Source organism: Prevotella disiens (assembly GCF_900454955.1).
GTDB classification, from domain to species: domain Bacteria; phylum Bacteroidota; class Bacteroidia; order Bacteroidales; family Bacteroidaceae; genus Prevotella; species Prevotella disiens.
In genome coordinates this window covers 1,686,618-1,711,524 of the sequence record NZ_UGTL01000001.1, presented here as the reverse complement: position 1 = coordinate 1,711,524, position 24,907 = coordinate 1,686,618, and the positions used below count along the sequence as shown (strand labels likewise).

Sequence of the window (24,907 nt, the reverse complement as noted above, 5' to 3'; positions counted from 1 at the left end):
TACAAAAAACTCATAACTTACAACTCCCTACTTGCAACTTTTTAGTACCTTTGCGGCATGAAAATAGGAATAATAGTTGCAATGGATAAGGAGTTCGTACAACTCAAATCCATTCTTGAAGAAACAATAACAGAAAGCCGTAACCACAAAAAGTTTGTCGTTGGACGAATTGCTAATAAGGAAATCGTGTTGCAAAAGTGTGGCATTGGCAAGGTAAATTCAGCCATTGGCGCAGTAGAAATGATAAATAATTACCACCCCGACCTTGTTATTTCGAGTGGTTGTGCAGGTGGAGCAGACACAACATTGAATGTTATGGACGTGGTTGTGGCTTCAGAATGTGTTTATCATGACGTTTCTTGTGGCAGCGAGGCAGCAAAAGGGCAAGTAATAGGTATGCCTGCTCGCTATGTTTGTCCACAAGAATTGGTTGAAAAGGCTTTGTCGTTGAACGAAAATCAAGGCGAAAACGCACTCACTATCAAGGCTGGACTAACCGTTAGTGGTGATTATTTCGTTACATCGAAAGAGAAAATGCAGTCGATTATGAACGATTTTCCAGAAGCTACTGCCGTAGATATGGAGAGTTGTTCCATTGCTCAAGTATGCTATATCTATCATGTTCCGTTTGTTTCCTTCCGTGTCATCAGCGATATTCCGCTCAAAGATACCGATGCAAGCATGTATTACGACTTCTGGAACAAAGTAGCTGAGGGAAGTTTCGAGGTTACAAAACACTTTATCAACACACTTTAAACTCTGAAAACATGGATAAAATACCTTCATTCACCATTGACCACGAACGTTTATTGCGTGGAATTTATGTCAGTAGACAGGACAAAGTAGGCAACGAAACCATTACTACTTTCGATATTCGTATGAAAGAACCAAACCGTGAGCCTGCTCTTCACGTTGGAGCAATACACGCTATGGAGCATTTAGCAGCCACTTACCTAAGAAACGATACAGAATGGAAAGACCGTATCATCTATTGGGGACCAATGGGCTGTCTTACGGGCAACTATTTAATACTAAAGGGCGACTTAAAATCATCGGATATTGTAGACCTTATGCGTCGCACTTTCGAATTTGTAGCTTCGTTTGAAGGCGAAATACCAGGTGCAGCACCAAAGGATTGTGGCAACTATTTACTTCACGACCTACCAATGGCACGCTGGGAAAGCCGCAAATTTGTAGACGAAGTGTTGAATAAAATCACAGAAAAGAACCTGATTTATCCAACTTTGTAAGTTGTTGGAAACATTATATTGTACGTTTCTAAGAAAATATAATTGCGAATTAGATAAAATGTCCTCCGTAATTTTTTGGTCTCGGGCTATCTAGCTGAGAAGCAATAGGTTACCGTTTGGGTGAATGTGGATAGGTAACGATTTAGAAATGAGCGGAATGCTTTAAGGCACACTGTTTTGAATAACCAAAGAACGCTCACTATTATCACTTGCAAAGGTACAGATTTGCGAGGGAAAGTGAGCGTTCTTGTGTAATTTTCTTCTTGAAAAGTTTTGTCGGGACTGAAATACAACGATGAAAGAGAAAGAGGATTTTCGGTTTTACAACCGATGTGAGCGTTTACGGTTGATAAGCTGTTTCCATTTTTGCTCGCACCAATCGGCAATGGGAAGTCCGTTGATGGTCAAACGCAATCGCTTCTTCTCGTCTTTGATAATACGGATTTCGCAGTCCTCTTCCGTAAACTCTCTCTTGTATAATCCCGAATAGGCTTTTGCCGTGCCACGCTGGGAAGTTTCCGTGCGATACATCTCCGCTATTCTGTCGTCAGAAAAATCCATCTTTTGGAGCATCAGACGGATATTCAAAAGCTGGTAGAAGCTGGAAAAGCCACTTTGTCCCAATCTACAATAGTTTTATAGAATAGAAATTCTGCCAAAATGTCACCTCTTTAATTCTGGCACACTACTTGCATCTTAATTTGTAAGACAATAATGGTGGTTATGGATTTTTTGAAAGACAACTCAGTATGGATAACTCCTCTTCTTGTTGCTATTGTTGGAGGTGTTATTAGTGGTATTTTTTACTTGATTAAAAAAGGAGGAAAAAGTAACAAGCAGACAATTAAAGATGTTCACAATAGCACTATAAATCAGGTAAACGGCAATAACAATGAATTTCGGAAATGATCAGAAAATAGAGAGTGTTAATCAATCCACCATAGTACAAGCAAAAGGTGACATTAACTTTAATGGCATTACAGCTGAAACTGCTATGGAGATCTGCAAATATGTAGTAAAAGCAGAGTTGGCTGTTTATACTCAGGATGCAAGGGTCGAGGCCGAGAAAAGATTATCGGACATAACGGAAAAAACAATAGACCGAATAACTTCATTAAAGGAAGATTTATTACATCGTTTCAAAGAGCCTGCAATTCAGATGGCATTAAATGAGACATTTAAAAATTACATCGCATCTGGTAATGAAGAATTAGGCGAAAATCTTATAGATTTACTAATAGAACGTTTGAATGTACAAGAAAGAACAACAGAGCAATCTATAATAGATGAGGCAAGAAATATAATACCCAAACTATCTTCCAACACAGCTTCATTATTGGCAATATTGGTTTTTAGTAACCTGATATTCCCATACAACAAAAAACAATATGATGACTTGTTATTGAAGTTGGCTCCGTTAGTGGAAAGATTAAAAAATATCAGTTCATTGGATATAGCCCACCTAAAGCAAGTCGGATGTGGCTATGGAATATCAGCATTTCATGTTGTGGAACCACTTGAAAAATACCTACTTTCTAGTTACGATTTGTTTTTTAGACACAACTTTCCATTGAATGAATTAAACGATATTTTTCAGAAGTATCCACAACTAATGAATGTTTCTCAGCGAACTAATTTACCATATATAATGGGGTTGTTTTCTATTGAAGAACAACATGTGTCTTTTAATGTCGCAAACACCAAGACTGTAACAGAAGTATTCAATCAAGCGAATAAAGACCTGTTAATCCCCCTGTTTGAAGATTTAAAAAATAAAGCAATTCCATTTACAGAAGACGAGGTTCGTAACTATCATATTAAGAAGGATACTCGATGGCAATATGCATTTGACGTTTTCAAAAATAACCAAATAACAACTTTCCAATTAAATCCTGTTGGAGTGTATATCGGAATCAGGCAATTGACTAAAATATGCGAAATGCCTATACCAATGTCATTATTCTACGTTTAGAGTAGAACTATGAGTAATTACACCTATTGGCGAATCAATTAAGGATAATCTATAATGCGTCACCCCTGCATCCACTTGTAAGAGTGAAGATAGTTGCGTAACTTCACAAAAAATAGCGGACTCGATTTTTTTCGTTTACAGACTATCTTATTGAGGAGCAGAGTATTACCATTTAGCGACGGGTGAATAGGTAACGATTTAGAAATGAGCGGAGTGCATTGATACACATTGTTTTGAATAGCCAAAGAACGCTCACTATTTCACTTGCAAAGATAGCCCTTTGCGAGGAGAAGTGAGCGTCTTTTCTTGTTTTTTCTTCTTGTCGGTGAAAGAAAATAGCAATTATAGTCGTTGCGAGCGATTACGATTGACAAGTTGTTTCCATTTTAGTTCGCACCAATCGGCAATGGGAAGTCCGTTGATAGTGAGGAGCGGTCGCTTCTTCTCGTCCTTGGCAATGCGGATTTCACTGTCTTCTTCCATAAACTCTCTCTTGTACAGCCCCGAATAGGCTTTAGCCGTTCCTCGCTGGGGAGCTTCTGTGCGATACATCTCCGCTATTCTGTCATCAGAGAAATTCATCTTTCGGAGCATCAGACGAATGTTCAGCAATTGATAGAAGCCATTGAAGAAGCGTTTTATCCAATTCCGCTCTTCCGCGTAAACTTGCACGGTCTCTTTCAATTCGGCAATGGCTCTGTCTCTTCCTTTAATAGTATCCTGCAAACACACAACCTCCTTGCGGATTTCGGCTTTCTCCTTTTCCGAAAGATGTTGTTGCCGTTTGACTTCTTGCTCTAACTCTTCGATGCGCTGTTCCGCCTTGTCAAGCTCGGAGTTCCCAAAGAGCGAGTAGAGCGTACCCTTTACTCGGAGCTTGCCCGCCTGCTTTTCCAACTCTCTGACCTTTTGAATTAGTTCTTCTTCCTCAAGTTGTTTCTGCTTCGTCTCTTTGAGGAGCTCTTTGTAATACTCCATATTAGTTCGATGCTTTGCTTCAGATCCTTGTACCCCTCTACTCAGCCCAAATGGTCGCATTTGCTCTGCGTAGGAGGTTTGATACTCCTCCAACTTCTTGGGTGTAAGCAGATCATCAGCACAGAGCCGTATCTTGTTTGTCTTTGTCTTGTACTTTCGCTTGCCATTCTCAGCTTCCTGTTTGGCTTTTCTCCTTTCTCCCATGACAATTGGGACAACTGTCGCATGTATGTGCGGGGTCTTTTCATCGGCATGAAGTGTGGCTGCTACCACGTTTGCCTTGCCAAAGGTGGTATAAAGCCACTGCATCGTACTATTGCACCACTCCTCTAAGCGTCCATCGCTTTCAAGTTGGAGCATATCTTCGTGTGATCCTGAGAGGATGAAACGAAGTGCTTTAACTTGATTGTCCGCAACCTTTCGGTAGATACCAGCCGTTGCTATGCGATGTGCAATAGCTTCTGTACGGTTGGTGACATTTGTGGGGAATTGCACCAAGTCTCGATTGAGGTGCGTGCGAGAGGCATCGACATTGTTCGGCACAAATGTTCGCTCGATGTGGGCACTCATTGCCGAGTCGTTGCCCCGAGCCTTGTCTATGTGTAATACTGCGTAGCCCATAAGTTGAATATAGCTTTAGGGGGTATCCAAAGGGGCTGCTTCCCCTTGGCTCAGGAGGGCTTTTTTAGCGGTAACGGAGTGGAGCGTGAAGAAAATGCCCTAATGAGCTATGGCATTTCTCCAAATGCCCGCTCCGCCCTGTTCCGCAGCCTGCCTTTGAAGTGCTTGCATTCTCTGAATGCACTGAGTCTTTGTTTCTAAGTTTGCCCCTGCAAACTTGCAACTCCGAGGGAGTGCCATAACTCTTGAAACAAAGGCTCACATCTATACGCTTTACAGCTCTAGTCTCTTCGAATACCCGATTGTTCCGTTGTTGAAATTTCTCTCTTTTGCGTTATCGTCTAAGCCCCTTTTTGCGAGGGACTATTTTCTGTTTCTGCGCTTCTCGTTGTGCTACAAGAAACTCGTTGAGGTCTTTGTGTCGGGCATAGTGCCTGCTCATATCCTCTACTGTCACACCTGATGATTGGATAGTCAGGAGTGCCTGCCGTCCTACTGGGTCATTATCGAGGAACGCTCGAACGGAGTCAATCTCTTTCTCTTGGAGATAGGCGATGGCTCGTGAAATGTTGCTGACTGAGTTCAATACAAGACAAGGAGCCGTTTCTTTTCCGTTTATCGTAAGAAGGGAAAGGAAATCCATAAAGCCTTCAAAGATGCAGAGAGGGGCGTTGTCCTCTCGTCCTGCAATCACAGATATATCCTTTGGAGCAATAGTTCCCTTGAATGCGTTGTCATCCCGAAGCTCATATCCTCCAGAACGATTGGGAAATCCGATGGCGGAATATTCTCGTCCTCCTACCTCGTAGTGAATGTGACGGAGATAAGCACTTGCCACTGCAAGATCTATCTTGCGAACCTCTCGAAGATAGCGTTGCAGATGTGAGGGCAACTCATCGCTGATGGAAAGAATATGCCTTCTATTATTTGCTCTCTGCTCATCTCTTCTGTGCTCTATGTGATCTTCACGATGAAAGGAAGAGGGTGCAACTATTGTCTCTCGCTTTCCAGCAAGATGCTTCATCGCTTCATAAGCACTACACCCTTGCATACGCATCACAAGGTCTATGATGCTCCCGCCTTGACCTGTGCCGTAGTCGTGCCACAAGTTCTCCCGAAAGTCTACCTTCATACTAGCATTGAAGTCTTCTCGGTAAGGTGCATGATAAAGGGCATACCCGTTGTACCGCTTGGCCGGTTCGATACCATAGGCAGTATGCAGATATTCGGCTATTGGTATTGCCTTAAGGTGTTGTAGATCGTAATATTCGTTGTTCATTGCTGTTGTCTTTGGATTGTTCGTATTCATTGTTCACGGATTCTTCGTATTCTTTGTTTGCAGTCTCATCGCATATTCTATTTTCTCTTTTTGGAGTTTTCCCCTTTTTATCTTACTACCTTTCTACACTAGGATAAGTGATTGACAGTGAAAGAGAAAAGTATAACACTTTGTCGGGGTTTATCCTACTACACCATCTGTCTACACCACTTATTCTCTATCAAGCTGTAGAAGCGTAGAAGGATTGTAGTAAGCTATGTCGTAAGATGAATATCTACTGCAATCCTTTCTCTTTCACTGTATTATCCTTAGTTGTAGTAACGTAGTAAGGAGAATAGGAAAGAAAAGAGAAAGGGGTATTACAAAGGGAGTGCAATAACAGAGTGCTATGGTGGTTGCTCGGGATAAATCTTACGGACGGCATAGACATATACGGGATTGCCATTTATCCTGCGACACTCCCTCGTATAGCCCGCCCTGCGCAGGGCTTCGCCCATTCGTTTCGGAGAGAGGGGTTGTCGGGTATAGCAGGAGAGATACCCTACAATCTCCGAATTGGTCATATAGAAGCGTTTCGTAGCCATCTCAGCTTCCGAGGGAAATGTGAAGTAGCGGAGCAACAGCTCCATCTCTGCTGTATAGACTTGGAATGCTTCGCTGTTTCTATGCAACTCAACAATCTCTTCATCATTGAACCAATAGCGAAAGCCGTTATTCAACAGGGTCTTGGCTTCGCTGTAAACGGCATCCATCGAAATGCTCTTGGCTCTGTCTATTTCTATTGCCAAGACTTCAAAGGGGAGGAAACGCCTACTTCCAGTCGGATCTGTGAGAAAATCGTTGCCATTGACCGAAGCCACGAAGCTTGCCAAGTGGGGGCGCTCCTCGATATGCTTCTCGTAAGGCATGCGGTACTTTACCTGCGGACAGGTAATCAAGTTCTTCAGTTCGTTTTCATCTCGCTTGTTGAGGGCTTTGAGCTGGTCATCAATGTTGATGATGAGGTTTTGCCCGATAAGGCTCAGCACATCTTTTTCCTGCGGATATATCTTTCCTGTATAACGGTAGTCGGATAGAGCTGGTGGGCAGAGCAGGTCTAGAAAGGTCGTTTTGAACTTGCCTTGCTCGCCTGTCAGCACAAGGCAGGTGTGATTGCGACACTGCTTGTCGTCCATAGCATTGGCTATTACGGCAACGAGCCACTTGGTAAGGTATTCCTTCCATTTCTCAGAATTGGTTACACGCACACAGTCGGCAAGAGCTGTGATAGCTTCCGCATTACCTTTCGTCAGCGGTAAGGCTCGGAAATAGTCTTGCACAGGATTGATACGTGGGGAGAAATCGCTTTCGATGATGCTGTACAGGTTCTCGGGTGAGGTCTGTACATCGGCTTCCTTGTCCAAAGCCCGTTTGAGGGTATTGATGCGGTAGCGGTCTACGGCTGTGTAATCGTCCGTTCCTCGTGGACGGTACTCCGCTCGGTGCAGTACGGTATTGTATCGAAACTCGTACCGATCCGAAAGAAACTCTTCTATTTGAGCGTTCTTGGATGGGGTGTCATGCTCTTCTTTTTTCATTGTTCGTACTTCTTCTATTTACTTGGTTTTGAACTTTCATCCGAAAACGGATGCTGAAACCAAGTTAGAGAGCCGAACGCACAATGCCAAGGTTTGCGAGGCTGTTGCTTCGAGATACTGCAAAATGCTCCGAAAATGGACGGGGCAAACAGGAGAAATCGGGACAAAACCATTCAAAAGGAGCGAATCGAGAGGAGAATGGCTCGGAAACCAACTTCATCGGATTGCCAATACATGCACACTTTTTCTTCGAGGGATAAAGGAGCGTCTGTTTTCATTGACAAGAGAGCCACTTCATACCATATCAGAGCCACAAGTACGCACTTAGAGAGAAGTGGGAGAATTAGGCAATTCATGCTTGTACATTTGCCTACGACTTCCTTCTATTTCCCTTGCTTTCATCGGAGCTGGTAATAAGGATTTTGACTGCGTACATTTGCACCAAACGAGGTGGAAATGACAATTAAAAATGATATTGATATGAGATTTACAGCCATCGACTCCTCCGCCTGGGAGGAACTGAAAAAGAGCATCGAAGAACTGGCTCTTTGCATGAGAGAACAATTCGGCACGAAGCCCGAAATGCCCGACCTGCTGCACAACGGAGACGTGTGCCGAATCCTGAACATCAGCAAACGGACGCTCCAACACTATCGGGACACTTCCGTGTTGCCCTTTATCCAAATCGGGCATAAGTGCTATTACAAACGAGAGGATGTGGAAGCACACCTTGCCAAGTCCAACCGTCAATAACCGCAACTATGGAATACGAAACCATCAACAAAGAAACGCCCGAAATGAAACAACTCATTTCGGGCATTCAAGAAGTAAGCAGACGTATTCGGGAGATTGCTCAAACGCACCGTCCGCTCTTCGGGGGAGAAATCTACCTTACGGGGCGAGAGGTTTGCGAACGGCTTTTTATCAGCCCTCGCACCTTGCAAGACTATCGGGACAAGGGGATTATTCCCTACACTCAAATCGCAGGGAAAATACTCTACAAACTCTCCGACATCGACCGACTACTGCAAGAGAATTATCACTCATAAATCATTTGTTTGTGCATTTGACAAAAAAAACAGTCTCATCGCTGACATAATAGTCTTATTCGTTCCTGTTACATTTGTTTTAATTCTCGATGTATGCTCAACGCAAAAAAGAAGGTTAATAAGGTTGTAAAGAAATCTGCAATTGCTTGGGTGTAAAGCACACCTCCGAGTCCGAAATAAAGGGGAAGAATTAAAATGGTAGGTATAAAGAAAATTCCTTGTCGGCTAATGTTCAGTAAAAGTGTTTGCTTAGCCTTTCCCATAGCTGTGTAAAGTGTAGAATAGACAAACTGAAATCCGAAGGTAAAAAATAGAATTGTGTTGGCACGCAATGCTTCTTCGGCAATGACTTTCACCCCTTGGTCATCACCGAAACAAGAGATAATAGAGTCGGTAAAAAGGAGAATAACAAGACTCCATACGATACAAAACGAGGTCGTGAGAATGAGAGAATAACGTATCGCTTCACGAACTCTTGTATAGTTTTTTGCCCCATAGTTGTACCCAGCGATAGGCTGAAGTCCTTTTACAAAACCGAAGACAACATTCGTTCCAAGTGTTACAATTTTCAACACAATACCGATGGCTGCGACTGCCTCACTTCCATAACGCGCAGAAGCATTTTGTAATAAACTGATGGATAAACTTTGAAGAAACTGAAACAGAAGCATAGATATTCCTATCTTAATGACTTCACAATACATTTGTCGGGTTGGCTTGAATCGTGTCAGCGAAACTTTGACGGGAGATTTGCGGAAATAAAGTACATAAATAAATGTCGTTAAGAGCTGTGCGACAATGGTTGCCCAAGCAGCTCCTTCTACTCCCCCATTTAATGTATAAATAAAAAGCGGATCCAATAGCATATTGACAACAGCACCGAATATCATTGCCATCCCTGAAATCTTGGAAGCTCCTTGCGAAACTACAATATTACCAGAAGATACGTTTATGGTACCAATAATACAACTGACAATAAACAACTTACCATAACTTGTTGCTAATTGCATTGTCGTATTATCCGCCCCCATAAAGACTAATATTTTAGGGAGAAACAGGTAGCAAGACAATGCAGTCAATAACCCTGTGAGAAATGCTGTTATAATGGAAACAGAAGCAACTTTCCCTGCTTTATCCACTTGATTTGCTCCCAGCAGTCGGGAAATGTAGGCTCCTCCACCAATCCCGAAGGTTAATCCTATTCCTGTAAAAAACAAGGAGGTAGGAAATGCGATAGAGACCGCTGCAATGGGCAATGTTCCCAATCGGGCTACCCAAAAAGTATCGACGACATTGTTCACCGCCATCACGAGCATGGCTATTACTACTGGCATTCCTAATTTGATAAGCGACTTCGTCATGTTTCCGTCGCGAAGTATATTGATTGTTTCCATAGAAAAACTTTTTATGTTACGTTGCAAAGGTAGGTTGCTATCCGCAAAATATTCCCACGAAAATGGAAGTTATTTCTACGAATCCCGTCAAACAGAAAGGTTTTGATTTTCTGTTTTTCAACCGATAAAACCACAATAATTGGGTATTGTGTAAGATATAGAAAAAAGCGACCTTTGCGAGATATAAAAAAAATGTATGCATGACATCATTTCAATCATATAGAGACCAACGTTTTCCCGTATCAAATATCAGACTTTTAGAGACTGATGGTATGAGCATTACATGGGGTACATTTCATTTGACGGATGAATTGTATATACAGAAATATCCTGCCGATACAAATAATCCTGAAAATAAATACTTCCTATCACATTTCTGTATATCAGGTAATACTGAGTCAACTATTACAAAACGTCAATTCAGCATTTTCGGAGGGCAGCATAGCTTCTTTTCTGTTAGAGAATTGTCTTCTGTCCATCTGCATATTGCTCCATCTCGAAGGGGAGATAATTCATTTTTTGAATACTCGCTCTCACAACAATACTTTAAGGAGCATTTCATACAAGACAGTCGTGTGCTAAATGATATGGCAAATCGTATAGAAAAAGAGCCTTTTTGCTGGGTGGGTAAAAATCCATCTATAACTCCTTCAATGACATATCTCATATCCGAAATTACTAGACAGCCATATTCTGGAGCAATGAGGAGCTTATTTTTGGAATGTAAAATCATTGAATTGTATCTTGCTCAGATTCATTCTTTTGATTCTTGTGATTGTAAAATCTTAAAACTGTCAAGAGGTGATATAGACAGACTCTATGACGCACGAGATTATATCTCTGAAAATCTGAATAAAAAAGTTTCAATTTCAACGCTTTCACGTGAGATAGGTATAAACCAGACCAAACTGAAAGCTGGTTTCAAACAGTTGTTTGGAACTACTATTTTCGATTATGCCATTGATCAAAAAATGAAACTTGCCATAGCCTTATTGGAAGAGAATCGCTTATCATTGACAGAAATTTCTGATAAAACAGGTTATAGCCATCCCAATCATTTCTCTTCGGCATTCAAAAGAAAATTTGGAGTATCTCCAAGTATGTTTGAGTTCCGACATCAATAGATTGCTGTAAGAATACAAGTTATGTATTCTCATGCTGCATCAACTTCTCCATATCCCTTGCAATCTTCTTGTCGGTGATTTGGGCGTAGATTTGCGTGCTGGCAATGGAGGCGTGTCCCATCATCTTGGCGATGCTCTCTATCGGAATACCAGCCTCCAAAGTCAGCGTGCCGAACGAATGTCTGCCGACATGGAAGGTGAGCGGAGTACGAATGCCACACGCTAGCCCAATTGCTTTAAGGTGTTTGGATAGCTTGTCTTTACTCATCGTATCGGGGAATACCTTGTAGTCTCCCTTGCTTTTCTCCTTTGTGTAAAGCGAAAGTATCTGCTCCGCTATCGGGTGTAGTGGGATTAAGCTTTCGACTTCTGTCTTTTGGCGTGCTTTGCGAATATACCGCTTCCCCTCGCTGTTCGTTTCGATTTGCGAAGCTCGCAAACTCTGCAAGTCGGCAAATGCCAACCCCGTAAAGACGGAGAAAAGAAACATCCTTCGGCTTAGTTCTGCCCCCTCGTCTTGCAACGGGAAAGCCAAGAGCTTTGCCACATCGCCCTTGCTCAAGAAACGAGGTTTGCGCTCCACGGCTTCGTACTTCACTTCCTCAAACGGATTGAAGCGTATTGTCCCCTGACCAACGGCTCGATACATCAGTCGGCTCAACCAGCACAAAAGCCTGTTTATCGTTGCAGGGGCGTAGCCCTCCTTCTTCAAATGGAAGCGATAATCATCAAAGAACTCAATGGAAATAGCCGTTAGAGGAATATCCTCCTCGCCAAGACTTCTCACAAAGGAATTGAGCTGCTTATCAGAATTTCTATTGTTGCAACACGTTCCCTCACTCTTGCTTTCTTTCTGTTCTTTGAGTTCCTCCGCGCTAAGAGCAAGAAGTGTCGTCGGAGTTCTCCCGATACCTTGCAGGTGGTTCTTCAGAAGCTCGGCACTCACCGCTCCATATTTGTAGAGCAAGGTATTGTACCCTTGTTCGACTTTCTCCCGAAAGGTTTGCAAGCGTTGGTTGGTCTTCTTCTCCTTTGTTTCTCCTCGCTTCACACTCCAATCGTGGGGATTTGTGTTTTCTCCTGTGCTTATCACTACGTTTGCTCCGTCTATGGTGATACGACAAAGGACTGCCGTTGTACCGTCCGCTTTGGTCTTGCTCTTATTGATATAGAATAGGATTTTGAATGTACTGCGCATAGTTTTTATAAGGTTAAGGTTAGGTTTTCAGTGAAAGAGAGAAATCGCTCGAACTCATCGAAAAGCTTCTTCGGAGTCACATGAGCATATCTCTCGGTCGTTTGGATATTGCTATGCCCCAACATTCGGCTCACCGTTTCAATCGGCACTCCTCGCTCCAAAGTAATCAACGTGGCAAAGGTGTGGCGACCAACGTGTGCCGAAAGGGGAATAGAGATGCCAGCTCGAAGTTGTAGGGCTTTGAGTTGGGCGAGGTAAACCGAATAAGCAATGGGAGCAAAGAGCGTAGTTCGTTCTTTCGATTGATGTCGCTCCATCAGACGGACCGCTTCAGATAAGAGCTTTACACGACAAAGCGTATTGGTCTTCTGTCTGCGGAACTTAAGCCATAAAGCCCCCTCATCATCCGTAAATAGATGCTCCCGATTAAGGGCAACCATGTCGCAGTAGGCAACACCCGTATAACAGGTGAAGAGAAAGAGGTCTCGAGCAGTTTCCAACTCCACCTCATACGGCTCAAAGGTCAGGCTCTGCAACTTATCCAACGATGCCCTATCCAATGCACGAGGTTGTTTGTTCTCCCCTCGTTCGATCGTTACGTGAGCAAACAGTTGTCGTGTTATCAACCCTTCACGATACGCCAGACGGCAGACCTTCTTCACCGCTAATGCCATCTTACGATAATGACCTTGCGAATGCCTCAGCTTTCCGACAGAGTAGTGTTGTAGGCAATCCAAGAAGTCTTCTTCAATCTGACTGAAAGCAATATCTGAAGTGTGGAACTTCTCCTCGATAAAGGCTCGCAGATGCTTTCGAATAGTAAAGTAACTATTCAGAGCTGTTGCCTTTATCTCGATACCCACTTTTTGCTTCATCTCTTCGAGCATTCGATCGTACCGCTCCAAGAAAGTGATTTGGCTTTGCATACTACCTTGCAGCAACTCCTTGATGTCAGTCGCTGTAAAGACAACTCCTCGCTCATAAAGGGTTTGATAAGCCGACTGCGCCGAGAGAAGCAAGCGTTCCAACTTGCCATTCGTTGCCACAGCTTCACGACTCTTGCCGTTCAGCCTGCTCTCACGAGCATTCCACAGCTTGGGGTCGCACGACAGCTTGCAACTGAACTGAGCGATGGTTCGCCCATAGGTTATCCGCCCCATAATCGGAGCTTGCCCCGACCTGTCCAATCCGCTCTTTTTGAGGTAGAGCAACACCTTCATTTTGTCTGTTTGCATACGCTTCTGTTTTTATGGGCAAAGTTACCCGTTACCGAAGCGTTCTCAGCTATGCAAAGCATTGTATATCAGAGCAACAGCAACGAAATCGCAGAGAGTTCACTTACCGAATACTCTTCCGTCAGTTACCTACTCCTACCTCTTCGTTACCATTCGGAGAATGGGCTAACGATTTGGTAACGGAACTTCTGCACAAATCCACGCTTTCTGCACTTTACCTCGCAGTGCAAACCACGGAGATATCGTGCGAACCGCTCTCATTTCCATCTACTTACACACAATCCTCTTCCTAATGCCCTTCCCCCTAATAGTTCCGTACTTTTTGTGCAAAAAGTACGGACATTTTGAGTAAAAGGCATATACCTTATATTATAGATTGAACTTGTAACCCACCGAAACGGTGATGATTTTATTCTTGTTATCGCCTAAATCATAAGCATAAACCTTTGATAAGCCAAAATTATAATGCGCATTTAAAACTACGTTTTCATATTCATAGCTTATACCAATAGGGATTGAAAATGCTGTTTTCTTGAACAAATTTTTAGAATTTCCCTCATCAACTTTATTCTTATCATACTTTATTCCACCTTCTTTATTTGTTTCATAGTCTTGCATTTCATAATGCCCTGTGGCATTTGTAAGGAATGAAGGTTGGAAACCAAAAGAAAATGCTAAACCTTTCGATACATAAACATGAGCCAACAAAGGCACATCAACATAACCAAGGTTATAATAAGTATCATGCAACACCGTACCATGCTCCGCAGAAAGGTTGGCTGGTACGTCCTCAAAGTTACAACCTGCTTGTGTGTATGCAGCTCCAAACGATACCGCAAGCATATCGGTGGCTTGATAAACTGCATCTAATCCGCCTGAAAATCCTATGCGTGTTTTAGATTTTGACACTTTATCAAAATCTGAAAAGAAACCACCAGCATAGATTTTATCGCCTGAAATGTTTGAAAAACTAACGCCAACGTGTGGAACTATTGACCATGTTCCCCACTTAGGTTGCGCTTGCGCTGTCATAGTAGCTAATGCAATTGCCACAAATAGAAAAAATCGCTTCATAAGTATTATTGTTTTTACTTACAAAACGATTTTTAATATTCTTTATTGCATTAACAGCAACTTTTCTTTTGTCTATATTCTTCTCCCAATAGGGGAAAGGCGAAGGCATTTATTCCTTATTATCGCGTTTACGTTCAAGGTGGTCGAGCAAAATCTTGCGCATACGAATACTTTTTGGTGTTACTTCGATGTATTCGTCCGCCTTAATGTATTCAATACATTCCTCCAAACTCATTTCAACCTTAGGGATTACGCGTGCCTTATCATCAGAACCTGACGCACGAACGTTGGTCAATTGCTTGGCTTTTGTTACGTTAATCACCAAATCTTTATCGTGAACATGCTCGCCAACTACCTGTCCTCCGTACACTTCTTCGCCTGGGTCGATGAAGAATTTACCACGGTCTTGCAACTTATCAATAGAATAAGCGTATGCTGTTCCGTTCTCCATTGCTATCATAGAACCATTTGTGCGGCGTGTAATCTCACCTTTGAATGGTTGATAATCCTTAAAACGATGCGCCATAATAGCCTCACCTTGGCTGGCAGTAAGTACATTTGTACGCAATCCCATGATGCCTCGTGAAGGAATTTCAAACGAAATATTCACACGGTCGCTCTCAGTATCCATGCTCAACAGTTCACCTTTACGGCGTGTAACCATATCAATCATTTTGCTTGAGAACTCGTCTGGCACATTTATCGTAAGTTCTTCAATCGGTTCGCAACGTTGTCCGTCAATTTCCTTATAGATAACTTGTGGCTGACCTACTTGCAATTCGTAACCTTCACGGCGCATTGTCTCTATCAATACCGAGAGGTGCAACACACCACGACCACTAACGAGCCACTTATCAGTTGAATTTTCAAGGTTAGAAACACGCAAAGCAAGGTTCTTTTCCAACTCCTTTTCCAATCTGTCGTTGATATGACGTGAAGTACAGAACTTACCTTCCTTGCCAAAGAATGGCGAATCGTTAATGGTAAAGAGCATGCTCATCGTTGGCTCATCAACTGCAATTGGTGGCAATGGTTCTGGATTTTCGTAATCGGCAATGGTATCTCCAATTTCAAAACGTTCCAAACCAATAATCGCACATATATCGCCAGAGCCAACCTCGGTAGTTTTGCGGTGGGTCATACCTTCAAATGTGTGTAATTCCTTGATTTTCGTACGTTCTGTTGTACCATCTCTGTGGCAAATCGTAATGTTTTGTCCGTCTTTTAATGTACCACGATGAACACGACCGACAGCAATTCGACCCGTATAACTTGAATAATCCAAAGACGTAATCAACATTTGTGGCGTACCTTCCAATTGCTTTGGAGCAGGAATAGCCTCAACAATTAAGTCTAAAAGATACTCTATATTATCGGTTTGTTCCTTCCAATTCTTGCTCATCCAGCCATTTTTAGCCGAACCATAGACAACAGGGAAGTTCAATTGGTCTTCCGTAGCATTCAAATCGCACATAAGGTCGAACACCATTTCATAGACTTCCTCTGGGCGACAGTTAGGCTTATCCACCTTATTTACTACCACCACAGGCTTCAACCCCAACTGTAAAGCCTTTTGAAGTACGAAACGAGTTTGTGGCATAGGACCTTCAAACGCATCAACCAATAGCAAACAACCGTCTGCCATGTTTAATACACGTTCCACTTCACCACCAAAATCGCTGTGTCCAGGTGTATCAAGAATATTGATTTTAGTATCTTTCCAATTGATACTTACGTTCTTACTGAGAATTGTTATCCCTCGCTCACGTTCCAAATCGTTCGAGTCTAAAACTTCGTCGCTATTATTCTGTCCATCTCGGAAAAGTTTTCCAGCGAGCATCATTTTGTCTACCAACGTCGTTTTACCATGGTCGACGTGCGCAATTACTGCGATATTTCTAATATTTTGCATTCTTTCTTCTTACTCCATTCTTAAAATATGTGTGCAAAATTACAAATAATAATCGTAAAACTATTGCGTAATGAAATAAAAGTTGTAACTTTGCACCGCAGTTTCGGAAAACCCGAAAGCATTTGAAGCTGTGAGCCGCTACGATTAAGGCGACTTTACAACTGAAAGATGGCATTGCAACAACAATTTAATCGAAAAAAATGTATTTAAGCAAAGAGAAGAAAGAAGAAATCTTCACACAATTCGGTAGAGAACAAAAGGCTGGCGACACAGGTTCAGCTGAAAGCCAAATCGCATTGTTCACATTCCGCATCAAGCACTTGACAGAACACGTTAAGAAGAATCGTAAAGACCACGTTACAACACGTTCATTGACTCGCCTCGTAGGTAAGCGTCGTGGTTTGTTAGACTATTTGAAGGAACGCGATATCGAACGTTATCGTGCTATCATTAAGGCACTCGGTCTTCGTAAGTAAGATTTTAAGCAAAAGAATAATAATCCCTGCAACCCATGGTTGTGGGGATTTTTTTGTATCGAATGGCTTGGAAATATTGAGCCGAGAAAACTATTTCTTTTTCAAAACCTATTGTTTTGCGCTTCAAAATAGGCTCTTTTTCACTTCAAAACAATAGGTTTTTGTATGGCGTTTATTTTCTACGAAACAGAAAAACAAAGATTTTTGAAAACATTATACTCGATTTGGTGGCTATCCATAAAAACTATTGTACCTTTGTCATCATGGAATTTAGAACGATTATTGACATACCAAAACCTGTTTTTACCATTGATGCATGCGAACGTGTGCTGTTTGTTGGTTCATGCTTTGCAAGTAGCATAGGCAAAAAGTTTGTTGATTGGAAGTTTCGTGCCACAGTCAATCCTTTTGGAGTGATGTATAATCCTGCATCAGTGTTGCATACCATTGAGAAAATGAATGAAACATTCGACACCGTTGTGCTGACTTTGGGGACAAATCACGTCTACATTGAGCGAGCAACGGGCGAAATTGTGGACAATTGCAATAAGCGTCCGCAGCGATTGTTCGAGGAAAAGGAATTAGACATTGCCGAATGTAAAGCCTATTTGCAGCAAGCCATGAATCATTTGTGGGCAATAAATCCCGAAACAAAGATTGTTTTGACAGTCAGTCCGATACGATATGCCAAGTATGGTTACCATGAAAGCCAACTTTCTAAGTCGGTTTTGTTGCTTGCAATCAATGGGTTAATGCAAACTAACGATGGTCGTATCGCTTATTTCCCAGCTTATGAAATTGTGAACGACGAGTTGCGCGATTACCGTTTCTATCAATCCGACATGCTACACCCTAATGAGCAAGCCGTAGAATATATTTGGGAGCGATTGGTAGAAACATGGTTTTCCGCTTCGGCAAAGGCTTTTCTCGCAGAATGGAAACCTATAAAACAGGCTTTTGAGCATCGTCCTTTCAATCCAGATAGTGCCGAATATAAGCAATTTATAGCACAAGCAAAGGCGAAAGCAAGGGAACTTTCGTTAAAATATAATGGACTTAACATAGAAACGTTATGAATATTGAAGACGTTTTAGAACATCTTGTCAAGCATGGCGTAAAGCCTACTGCCAACAGAATATTGATTGCCAATGCCATATCGGAGCATTATAGTCCTATCTCAATGAAAGAATTGGAAACAAAGCTCCAAACAATTGACAAATCAAGTATCTTTCGCACATTAATTCTCTTTCGTGAACACCATATTGTTCACCAAATGGAAGACGGAAACGGTATTGTGCGCTACGAAATTTGCAGGAGTAACGATGCAGAAATCGACAGTGATATGCACGCACACTTCTATTGTCAATGCTGCCACAACACCGTTTGTTTGCCCGAAATGGCAATCCCTGAAATCAATTTGCCCGACGGCTATCAACTGAAAAACGTAAATTTCATGTTGAAAGGGATTTGTCCAACGTGCGCAGAGAAGATGAAACGCTAAGTATAAAAAAGGTAAAAACAACACCAAATATAGGCTGTTTCTGTCATTTTCTGTAACTTTGCAAATCAATAAGTCTATAAAAAGATTAAAAAAATGAACTATTCCATAGATAAAATCGCCGAAAATATCAATGCAAAACGGTTGGGTGATGCCGAAGCACAGATTAGTTTTATTCTCACAGATAGTCGTTCGCTCTGTTTTCCAGAGGAAACGCTCTTCTTTGCGTTACGCTCTGAACGCAACGATGGACACCATTATATAGACGAACTCTATCATCGTGGGGTGAGAAACTTTGTGGTTGAGCAACTGCCCGATGCGTTTTCTTCCATTTATAAACAAGCTAACTTTTTGCAAGTGGACAATTCTTTGCTTGCACTTCAGCAACTAACCACTTGGCATCGCAGTGCTTTTACGATTCCAATCGTTGGTATTACAGGCTCAAATGGTAAGACTATGGTGAAAGAATGGCTCTCGCAACTGCTTTCTTTCGACCATAATGTAACACGTTCGCCTAAGAGCTACAACTCACAAATAGGTGTTCCATTGTCGGTTTGGCTACTGAATGAGAGTTCAGAGATTGGAATTATTGAGGCAGGTATTAGCAAACGTGGCGAAATGGAAGCCTTGCAAAAAATCATTCAGCCCACTATTGGTGTATTGACAAGCCTTGGTGCAGCCCACCAAGAAAACTTTTCGTCAATAGAAGAAAAATGTAAGGAGAAACTTTTGCTGTTCAAAGATACGCAAGCGTTGGTCTATCAGATGGACGATGCGATTGCTGCAAAGTGCATAGAGGACTTTTCGTATGACGGAACCTTGTTGGGTTGGTCGGAAAAGAATAAAGATGTTGCGCTTTTTGTAGAGAAAATCAGCAAAGATACCACTACTTCAACCATAGAATATTGTTGGCAAACGGCGACAAAAGGGAAGTTTACATTGCCTTTTATCGATGATGCTAGCATTCAAAATTGTATTACTTGTGCTGCCATTTCTCTATATTTGGGCATGAAACCCGAAACTTTGGCAGAGCGAATGCCAATGCTTGAACCTGTAGCTATGCGCCTTGAGGTGAAAGAAGGACAGCATGGTTGCACGCTAATCAATGACTCTTACAACTCAGATATTAATTCTTTAGACATCGCACTCGACTTTATGAACCGTCGTCCCGACCAACAAAAGCGAGCGAGAACACTTATTTTAAGCGATATTTTGCAGAGTGGTCAGACTGAAAAGCAACTATATTGCGATGTGGCAGAGTTGGTTCAAAAGCGTGGAATAAAGAAGTTTATTGGAATTGGTAGTGCTTTGATGCGCCAACAAGAGGCTTTTGATGGTGTCGAAGAACGATATTTCTTTGAAAATGTAGCCGATTTTATCAATAGTAAGGTATTTAATAGCTTGGCTGATGAAGTTATTTTATTGAAAGGCGCACGCTCTTTTGGCTTCGACCAACTCACAGAATTGTTGGTAAAGAAGGTGCATGAAACGGTTTTAGAGGTCAATTTGAATGCTGTTGTCGATAATTTGAATTGGTATCGCAGTTTTTTAAAACCTGAAACTAAACTCGTTTGCATGATAAAAGCTGATGCGTACGGGGCTGGAGCTGTGGAAATTGCAAAGACTTTGGAGGAACATCGTGTTGATTATTTGGCTGTTGCCGTTGCCGATGAAGGAGCAACGTTGCGCCGTAATGGTATCAAAAGCAACATTATGATTATGAATCCAGAGATGAGTTCGTTTAAAACGTTGTTTGATTACGAACTTGAACCAGAGATTTATAGTTTCCGTTTGCTTGATGCACTGATAAAAGCAGCCGAAAAAGAAGGCATAACAGGTTATCCTGTGCATATAAAATTTGACACAGGCATGCACCGTTTGGGCTTTAATCCGCGCACTGATATTGCCCAACTCATTGAAAAGTTACGCCATCAAAATGCTTTAATTCCACGTTCGGTATTCTCTCATTTTGTAGGGTCGGATAATAACGACTTTGATTCGTTCTCTGCTGAACAATTTAAGCTATTCGATGAAGGCAGCAAACAATTACAATCGGCATTCAGTCATCGCATTTTGCGCCATATAGACAACTCTGCTGGTATCGAACATTTCCCTGAACGTCAGTTAGATATGTGCCGTTTAGGACTTGGGCTTTATGGTATTAACCCTCGCAATAATGAAATTATCAACAACGTTTCTACGCTAAAGACTACGATTTTGCAGATGCGCAATGTTCCAAAAGGCGAAACGGTGGGCTATTCGCGCCGTGGTGTCATTGAAAAAGATAGCGTGATTGCGGCTATTCCTATTGGTTATGCCGATGGACTTAACCGAAAGTTGGGCAATCGGAATTGTTATTGTTTGGTAAATGGGCAGAAAGCCGATTATGTAGGTAATATTTGCATGGATGTAGCCTTGATAGATGTAACGGGAATAGACTGTAAAGAAGGCGATAGCGTGGAGATTTTTGGTGATAATCTGCCTGTTACCATACTTAGTAATGTGCTGGAAACGATTCCGTATGAGGTACTTACAACCGTTAGTAATCGAGTAAAAAGAGTTTATTTCCAAGATTAAAATTATTGGGACGAATGGGTTTAATGCTTGGAATCAAGATTAAAAGTAGTAAAGATGAGTGTTGTTTATTTTCTTTTGGGTATCATAATAGGGGGTATTCTTGTTTATTTTTGGTCAAAAAATCAGACCTCTGCTGTTTCACAGAAGCTATCTTCCGACCTCGCAGTGGCAAAAAGTCAGTTGGAAATGGCTCGAAAAAATACGGAAGAACGTGTACTTGCTGAGCAAGAATATTCTAAAAAAATGCTCGAAGAACTGCGTAAAGACATGGAAACCAATAAGAAACTCATGCAAGAAGAGATGCGCACGATGATAGCCAAGATGCTTGATGATAGTAAAACCCAATTGAACGATGCTGATAAGGAAAGGTTAGACACTTTATTGAAGCCATTGCACGAGCGCATAGAGGCTTTTAATCAAAGCGTTACAGCGGCAGCAAAGGAGGGAAGTAGCAATAAAACAGAAATCAAAACCACCTTTGCAGAAACGATTAAGTTGTTGCAAGAGGTTCAAAACCAAACCGTAAAAACGATAAGAGAGGATAACGAGCGTGCCATTAAGGCATTGAACGAACAAACAGAACGTATCGGAAACGATGCAACATCGCTCACACAAGCCTTAAAAGGTAACTCCAAGATGCAGGGCGATTGGGGAGAAATGATTTTAGAAACTACGCTTGAAAGCTGCGGACTCGTCAAAAATGAACAATTTTTCTTGCAGAAAAGTTTTCAAGATACTAAGGGTAATACTTTCAGACCTGATGCTGTGATTGATTTACCTGGTGGCGAACATGCTGTAATTGATGCCAAAGTGTCGCTGATAGCCTATCATTCGGCAGTGAATGCGACCGACTCTGATGAACAAAAACGTTTTTTACAAGAACATTCTAAGTCCATTCGCAAGCATGTAGATGAACTTTCGGCTAAGCATTACGAGAAAATTGTTCCTAAATGTATCGGTTATGTGCTGATGTTTGTGCCTTACGAAAGTGGCTATTCGGCTGCCATAAAAGCGGATAAAGATATTTTGCAGTATGCTTATGCCAAAAAAGTGATTATGTTAAGCCCAAGTAATTTGTTAATGGCACTGCAATTGACCACCACCATGTGGCAAAACTATCGTGTAAACAAGAATGTTGAAGAAATAAGGAACATAGCCAACGGCTTATATGAGAAGTTTGCAACCTTTTGTGAGCAATTTATTGAAATAGGAAAGCGCATTGAAAAGTTGCAAAGTGAATACAATAAGGCTAATAATCAGTTGCAAGAAGGGAAAGGAAATATGGTTCGTAGGTTCGAACAAATGAAAGAATTAGGTTTAAATCCTAAGAAACAAATCCCTGAACCTATGACAGAAATATTAGAAAAATAAATAAACAAGGAATTTTCATTACAGAAAGGCTTGTTTATTTCCCTAAAAATCAATAAGTTTGTAGGCAGAAAAAATAATCAAACAATAATAATAAACGATGAGAAGATACATTACGTTAGCTTTGTTGCTGCTTACTCTCCATGTAAGCGCACAACAAAAGGACGAACAGAATGATGCTGCGTTCCGCTTTACAACCCTTAAAGCAAATCCAATTACCCCTGTAAAGAATCAATACAAGAGTGGAACTTGCTGGTGTTATGCCACTTTGGGTTATTTTGAAAGCGAGATTTTGCGTGCGACAGGTAAGACTTACGACCTTAGCGAGATGTTTGTTGCCAACAAAAACTACCTTGATGAGGCTATTTTCCACACCCGTATGCATGGTGAAAGTCGCTTTTCTGAAGGTGGAAGTTGCGACGATGCGTTGGAAATGATTAAGGCTCATGGTGTTTGTCCAGAGAGTGTTATGGCAAAACCTGGTTCAATGGTAGGCGATACTTTGGCTAACTTTACTGAATTTTTCCCTTTATTGGAAAAATATGTGTCTATGATAGCCGATGGCGACCACACAGAATTGAGTCCAGCATGGACAAATGGTGTGCAAAGTGTCATTGATACTTATATGGGGAAATGCCCCGAAACGTTTGTTTACGAGGGTAAAAAATATACACCTCAATCGTTTGCTGCTACCTTAGGTTTGAATTGGGACGACTATGTTTCTGTTACAAGTTTCACACACCACCCATTTTATAAACCATTTGCCATTGAAGCACCTTACAAATGGCGTTGGAGTTTGAGCTACAATGTTCCGATGGACGAAATGATGCAGGTGATTGACAAGGCGCTCGATGCTGGTTACACCGTTGCATGGGGTGGCGATGTCAGTGAAGACGGCTTCACTCGCAATGGCTTAGCACTGAATATTGACAACCAAAAGATGCAGAATTTGGGTGGTACAGATGCTGCTCGTTGGTTGAAACTATCTAAAAATCAGCGTGCTGAACGTATAGAAACGCTTGGCGTAAATACGCCTGAAGTAAAGGCAACGCAAGAACGCCGCCAAAAACGCTTTGACAATTGGCGCATGACCTACGACCATGTAATGCTCATTTATGGTAAAGCGAAAGACCAAACAGGTCGTGAATTCTACTTGGTTAAGAACTCTTGGGGAACCAACAACCAATATAAAGGCACATGGTATATGTCAAAGGATTACATTGCAGAGAATACAATTTACGTTTTCCTCAACAAGAATGCCATTGCAAAGGATATTGCAAAGAAAATAAAACTCCAATAATGAAGTGAAATAGGTGGAAAAATAGACCAAATAGCGACTTTGTTTTGTTAAAATAATTCGTAAAAAAGTTGTAATTTTACTATTTCATGACCCAAAATAGCCTCTTTTCTTGAAAAAAAGAGGCTATTTTGCGTTGCAAAACAATCGGTTTTAAATGTTAAAATAAATAGGCTTGTAACTCGTTTGTAACCAGTTGGTTATACGAATTTGTTGTTTTGTGAAAAATTTCAACAAAAATATTGTGGAATTTTAGAACAATTGTCCTGCTTTATCACTTCAAAAAACCTTGTTGTTTTAAGGCTTCCAACAATCCAACCGATATGGCTTCGTTGTCAGACTTTTTGTAACGAATATCGGTAAATATTTGTGCCAACGTTTCTGTTTTGTTGATTTCCACAAAATGCAGGTTTTCTTCCAGCGATTCTTTCTCCTTATAATATCGGTCAATGCTTTCTGGGGTATAATCGTTGTAGGTTTCTTCGTGCAAAATGCTCTCAATCGGCAATCGGTCAGACACCTTTGGCGATTCGTCAGGGTAACCCACAGTGAGCGTAGCTACTGGCATGACCAATTTAGGTAACTTTAAAATGTCTATAATCTGCTTTGAATTGTAGATGGTTGTTCCAAGGAAACATGTGCCAAGTCCCTCTTCTTCAGCAAGATTGGTGAATGTTTGGCAATACAGCAAAGTGTCGGTAGCCGCATTTAGGAACGAAAGAAAGTTGCCGTAACCAGGGTTTCCTTTTCTGTTCTCAGCCCAAATGGTCGTACGACGGAAGTCGGCACAAAAGGTTAAAACTACTGCTGCGTTTTCAACCATAGGTTGTCCGAAGTGAGCAGGTGCTAATTTGCGTTTCATTTCTTGGTCGCGTGTTGCCACAACCGAGTATAATTGCAAGTTGCCCATCGTTGGCGTATGTTCAGCACGAGCCAACAATTCTCTTAAAAGTGTATTGGAAAGTTCTCTATTTGAATACTTCCTGATAGTAGTTCTGTTTTCTATTGTTTTCATTTTTGAAAATTTT

General features: G+C 41.6%; 23 protein-coding genes and 1 pseudogene. 14 read left to right on the top strand and 10 right to left on the bottom strand.

What is annotated here, in order from left to right; genetic code table 11:
• Positions 1 to 57 precede the first annotated feature (57 nt).
• Together DYI03_RS07570 and DYI03_RS07565 are read left to right on the top strand one after the other, a co-directional pair.
• Positions 58 to 756, top strand: a complete 699-nt coding sequence (locus tag DYI03_RS07570; RefSeq protein WP_021669063.1) for a 5'-methylthioadenosine/adenosylhomocysteine nucleosidase — start codon at positions 58 to 60, stop codon at positions 754 to 756.
• Positions 757 to 767: 11 nt separating this feature from the next.
• The gene (locus DYI03_RS07565) at positions 768 to 1,250 is read left to right on the top strand and encodes an S-ribosylhomocysteine lyase (RefSeq protein WP_021669064.1); all 483 of its coding nucleotides are present in this window, start codon (positions 768 to 770) and stop codon (positions 1,248 to 1,250) included.
• Between the two features lie 321 nt (positions 1,251 to 1,571).
• On the opposite strand, the pseudogene DYI03_RS07560 reads toward DYI03_RS07565, so the two are convergent.
• A pseudogene (locus tag DYI03_RS07560) lies at positions 1,572 to 1,859 on the bottom strand (MobV family relaxase); the annotation flags it as partial.
• Between the two features lie 283 nt (positions 1,860 to 2,142).
• Between DYI03_RS07560 and DYI03_RS07550 the strand changes: the two are divergent.
• Positions 2,143 to 3,222, top strand: a complete 1,080-nt coding sequence (locus DYI03_RS07550; RefSeq protein ID WP_021669067.1) for an LPO_1073/Vpar_1526 family protein — start codon at positions 2,143 to 2,145, stop codon at positions 3,220 to 3,222.
• A gap of 342 nt (positions 3,223 to 3,564) precedes the next feature.
• Here DYI03_RS07550 and mobV read toward each other — a convergent pair whose 3' ends face one another.
• The 3 genes from mobV to DYI03_RS07530 form a co-directional block, all read right to left on the bottom strand.
• Positions 3,565 to 4,821: a MobV family relaxase gene (gene mobV, locus DYI03_RS07540; protein WP_021669068.1), complete on the bottom strand. Its 1,257-nt coding sequence runs from the start codon at positions 4,819 to 4,821 to the stop codon at positions 3,565 to 3,567.
• Positions 4,822 to 5,155: 334 nt separating this feature from the next.
• Positions 5,156 to 6,100, bottom strand: a complete 945-nt coding sequence (locus tag DYI03_RS07535; RefSeq protein WP_025064457.1) for a toprim domain-containing protein — start codon at positions 6,098 to 6,100, stop codon at positions 5,156 to 5,158.
• 386 nt (positions 6,101 to 6,486) lie between these two features.
• Complete coding sequence (locus DYI03_RS07530; RefSeq protein WP_021669071.1) at positions 6,487 to 7,677, bottom strand: VapE domain-containing protein; 1,191 nt, start codon at positions 7,675 to 7,677, stop codon at positions 6,487 to 6,489.
• Positions 7,678 to 7,705: 28 nt separating this feature from the next.
• On the opposite strand from DYI03_RS07530, the gene DYI03_RS13440 reads away from it, so the two are divergent.
• From DYI03_RS13440 to DYI03_RS07520, 3 genes are all read left to right on the top strand, one after another.
• A complete protein-coding gene (locus tag DYI03_RS13440; RefSeq protein WP_159105324.1) occupies positions 7,706 to 8,005 on the top strand; it encodes a hypothetical protein in 300 nt (99 codons plus the stop codon).
• Positions 8,006 to 8,157: 152 nt separating this feature from the next.
• On the top strand, positions 8,158 to 8,430 hold the full coding sequence (locus DYI03_RS07525; RefSeq protein WP_081784113.1) for a helix-turn-helix domain-containing protein: 273 nt from the start codon (positions 8,158 to 8,160) through the stop codon (positions 8,428 to 8,430).
• An 8-nt stretch (positions 8,431 to 8,438) separates the two neighbouring features.
• Positions 8,439 to 8,726, top strand: a complete 288-nt coding sequence (locus tag DYI03_RS07520; RefSeq protein WP_115367921.1) for a helix-turn-helix domain-containing protein — start codon at positions 8,439 to 8,441, stop codon at positions 8,724 to 8,726.
• A 68-nt stretch (positions 8,727 to 8,794) separates the two neighbouring features.
• On the opposite strand, the gene DYI03_RS07515 is transcribed toward DYI03_RS07520, so the two are convergent.
• Positions 8,795 to 10,120, bottom strand: coding sequence for an MATE family efflux transporter (locus DYI03_RS07515; RefSeq protein WP_021669225.1), 1,326 nt, complete (start codon positions 10,118 to 10,120; stop codon positions 8,795 to 8,797).
• Positions 10,121 to 10,320: 200 nt separating this feature from the next.
• On the opposite strand from DYI03_RS07515, the gene DYI03_RS07510 reads away from it, so the two are divergent.
• Positions 10,321 to 11,244: a helix-turn-helix domain-containing protein gene (locus DYI03_RS07510; RefSeq protein WP_021669227.1), complete on the top strand. Its 924-nt coding sequence runs from the start codon at positions 10,321 to 10,323 to the stop codon at positions 11,242 to 11,244.
• 19 nt (positions 11,245 to 11,263) lie between these two features.
• Here the strand turns inward: DYI03_RS07510 and DYI03_RS07505 are convergent, their stop codons facing one another.
• Both DYI03_RS07505 and DYI03_RS07500 read right to left on the bottom strand, forming a co-directional pair.
• Positions 11,264 to 12,442, bottom strand: coding sequence for a site-specific integrase (locus tag DYI03_RS07505; protein ID WP_021669228.1), 1,179 nt, complete (start codon positions 12,440 to 12,442; stop codon positions 11,264 to 11,266).
• Between the two features lie 5 nt (positions 12,443 to 12,447).
• Positions 12,448 to 13,677: a site-specific integrase gene (locus DYI03_RS07500; protein WP_021669229.1), complete on the bottom strand. Its 1,230-nt coding sequence runs from the start codon at positions 13,675 to 13,677 to the stop codon at positions 12,448 to 12,450.
• 14 nt (positions 13,678 to 13,691) lie between these two features.
• Between DYI03_RS07500 and DYI03_RS13305 the strand changes: the two genes are divergently transcribed.
• On the top strand, positions 13,692 to 13,970 hold the full coding sequence (locus DYI03_RS13305) for a hypothetical protein (protein WP_021669230.1): 279 nt from the start codon (positions 13,692 to 13,694) through the stop codon (positions 13,968 to 13,970).
• Between the two features lie 76 nt (positions 13,971 to 14,046).
• Here the strand turns inward: DYI03_RS13305 and DYI03_RS07495 are convergent, their stop codons facing one another.
• Positions 14,047 to 14,751, bottom strand: a complete 705-nt coding sequence (locus DYI03_RS07495; protein ID WP_021669231.1) for a porin family protein — start codon at positions 14,749 to 14,751, stop codon at positions 14,047 to 14,049.
• Between the two features lie 109 nt (positions 14,752 to 14,860).
• Complete coding sequence (gene typA / locus DYI03_RS07490; protein WP_021669232.1) at positions 14,861 to 16,663, bottom strand: translational GTPase TypA; 1,803 nt, start codon at positions 16,661 to 16,663, stop codon at positions 14,861 to 14,863.
• A gap of 200 nt (positions 16,664 to 16,863) precedes the next feature.
• Here typA and rpsO point away from each other — a divergent pair, with 200 nt between their 5' ends.
• The 6 genes from rpsO to DYI03_RS07460 all read left to right on the top strand — a co-directional run bounded on the left by rpsO (position 16,864) and on the right by DYI03_RS07460 (position 23,882).
• Positions 16,864 to 17,139, top strand: coding sequence for a 30S ribosomal protein S15 (gene rpsO, locus DYI03_RS07485; protein ID WP_021669233.1), 276 nt, complete (start codon positions 16,864 to 16,866; stop codon positions 17,137 to 17,139).
• 263 nt (positions 17,140 to 17,402) lie between these two features.
• The gene (locus DYI03_RS07480) at positions 17,403 to 18,215 is read left to right on the top strand and encodes a GSCFA domain-containing protein (protein ID WP_021669235.1); all 813 of its coding nucleotides are present in this window, start codon (positions 17,403 to 17,405) and stop codon (positions 18,213 to 18,215) included.
• Complete coding sequence (locus DYI03_RS07475; RefSeq protein WP_021669236.1) at positions 18,212 to 18,640, top strand: Fur family transcriptional regulator; 429 nt, start codon at positions 18,212 to 18,214, stop codon at positions 18,638 to 18,640. The genes DYI03_RS07480 and DYI03_RS07475 overlap by 4 nt, the downstream gene beginning before the upstream one ends.
• Positions 18,641 to 18,733: 93 nt before the next feature.
• Positions 18,734 to 21,214 (top strand): bifunctional UDP-N-acetylmuramoyl-tripeptide:D-alanyl-D-alanine ligase/alanine racemase, encoded by a 2,481-nt coding sequence (locus DYI03_RS07470; RefSeq protein WP_021669237.1) that lies wholly within the window; start codon positions 18,734 to 18,736, stop codon positions 21,212 to 21,214.
• Positions 21,215 to 21,268: 54 nt separating this feature from the next.
• A complete protein-coding gene (locus DYI03_RS07465) occupies positions 21,269 to 22,585 on the top strand; it encodes a DNA recombination protein RmuC (protein ID WP_021669238.1) in 1,317 nt (438 codons plus the stop codon).
• Between the two features lie 97 nt (positions 22,586 to 22,682).
• Positions 22,683 to 23,882, top strand: a complete 1,200-nt coding sequence (locus DYI03_RS07460; protein WP_021669239.1) for a C1 family peptidase — start codon at positions 22,683 to 22,685, stop codon at positions 23,880 to 23,882.
• Positions 23,883 to 24,153: 271 nt separating this feature from the next.
• Here the strand turns inward: DYI03_RS07460 and DYI03_RS07455 are convergent, their stop codons facing one another.
• The gene (locus DYI03_RS07455; RefSeq protein ID WP_004355752.1) at positions 24,154 to 24,894 is read right to left on the bottom strand and encodes a nitroreductase family protein; all 741 of its coding nucleotides are present in this window, start codon (positions 24,892 to 24,894) and stop codon (positions 24,154 to 24,156) included.
• Positions 24,895 to 24,907: the final 13 nt, after the last annotated feature.

Excerpts from the sequence above, each read along its gene's own strand:
- typA (WP_021669232.1), bottom strand. The coding sequence starts at position 16,663 with ATGCAAAATATTAGAAATATCGCAGTAATTGCGCACGTCGACCATGGT.
- DYI03_RS07550 (WP_021669067.1), top strand. The coding sequence starts at position 2,143 with ATGAATTTCGGAAATGATCAGAAAATAGAGAGTGTTAATCAATCCACC.
- DYI03_RS07465 (WP_021669238.1), top strand. The coding sequence starts at position 21,269 with ATGAGTGTTGTTTATTTTCTTTTGGGTATCATAATAGGGGGTATTCTT.
- DYI03_RS07520 (WP_115367921.1), top strand. The coding sequence starts at position 8,439 with ATGGAATACGAAACCATCAACAAAGAAACGCCCGAAATGAAACAACTC.
- rpsO (WP_021669233.1), top strand. The coding sequence starts at position 16,864 with ATGTATTTAAGCAAAGAGAAGAAAGAAGAAATCTTCACACAATTCGGT.
- DYI03_RS07535 (WP_025064457.1), bottom strand. The coding sequence starts at position 6,100 with ATGAACAACGAATATTACGATCTACAACACCTTAAGGCAATACCAATA.
- DYI03_RS07495 (WP_021669231.1), bottom strand. The coding sequence starts at position 14,751 with ATGAAGCGATTTTTTCTATTTGTGGCAATTGCATTAGCTACTATGACA.
- DYI03_RS13305 (WP_021669230.1), top strand. The coding sequence starts at position 13,692 with ATGGGCAAAGTTACCCGTTACCGAAGCGTTCTCAGCTATGCAAAGCAT.
- DYI03_RS07460 (WP_021669239.1), top strand. The coding sequence starts at position 22,683 with ATGAGAAGATACATTACGTTAGCTTTGTTGCTGCTTACTCTCCATGTA.
- mobV (WP_021669068.1), bottom strand. The coding sequence starts at position 4,821 with ATGGGCTACGCAGTATTACACATAGACAAGGCTCGGGGCAACGACTCG.
- DYI03_RS07475 (WP_021669236.1), top strand. The coding sequence starts at position 18,212 with ATGAATATTGAAGACGTTTTAGAACATCTTGTCAAGCATGGCGTAAAG.
- DYI03_RS07480 (WP_021669235.1), top strand. The coding sequence starts at position 17,403 with ATGGAATTTAGAACGATTATTGACATACCAAAACCTGTTTTTACCATT.
- DYI03_RS07515 (WP_021669225.1), bottom strand. The coding sequence starts at position 10,120 with ATGGAAACAATCAATATACTTCGCGACGGAAACATGACGAAGTCGCTT.
- DYI03_RS07505 (WP_021669228.1), bottom strand. The coding sequence starts at position 12,442 with ATGCGCAGTACATTCAAAATCCTATTCTATATCAATAAGAGCAAGACC.
- DYI03_RS07510 (WP_021669227.1), top strand. The coding sequence starts at position 10,321 with ATGACATCATTTCAATCATATAGAGACCAACGTTTTCCCGTATCAAAT.
- DYI03_RS07525 (WP_081784113.1), top strand. The coding sequence starts at position 8,158 with ATGAGATTTACAGCCATCGACTCCTCCGCCTGGGAGGAACTGAAAAAG.
- DYI03_RS07570 (WP_021669063.1), top strand. The coding sequence starts at position 58 with ATGAAAATAGGAATAATAGTTGCAATGGATAAGGAGTTCGTACAACTC.
- DYI03_RS07530 (WP_021669071.1), bottom strand. The coding sequence starts at position 7,677 with ATGAAAAAAGAAGAGCATGACACCCCATCCAAGAACGCTCAAATAGAA.
- DYI03_RS07565 (WP_021669064.1), top strand. The coding sequence starts at position 768 with ATGGATAAAATACCTTCATTCACCATTGACCACGAACGTTTATTGCGT.
- DYI03_RS07470 (WP_021669237.1), top strand. The coding sequence starts at position 18,734 with ATGAACTATTCCATAGATAAAATCGCCGAAAATATCAATGCAAAACGG.
- DYI03_RS07500 (WP_021669229.1), bottom strand. The coding sequence starts at position 13,677 with ATGCAAACAGACAAAATGAAGGTGTTGCTCTACCTCAAAAAGAGCGGA.
- DYI03_RS07455 (WP_004355752.1), bottom strand. The coding sequence starts at position 24,894 with ATGAAAACAATAGAAAACAGAACTACTATCAGGAAGTATTCAAATAGA.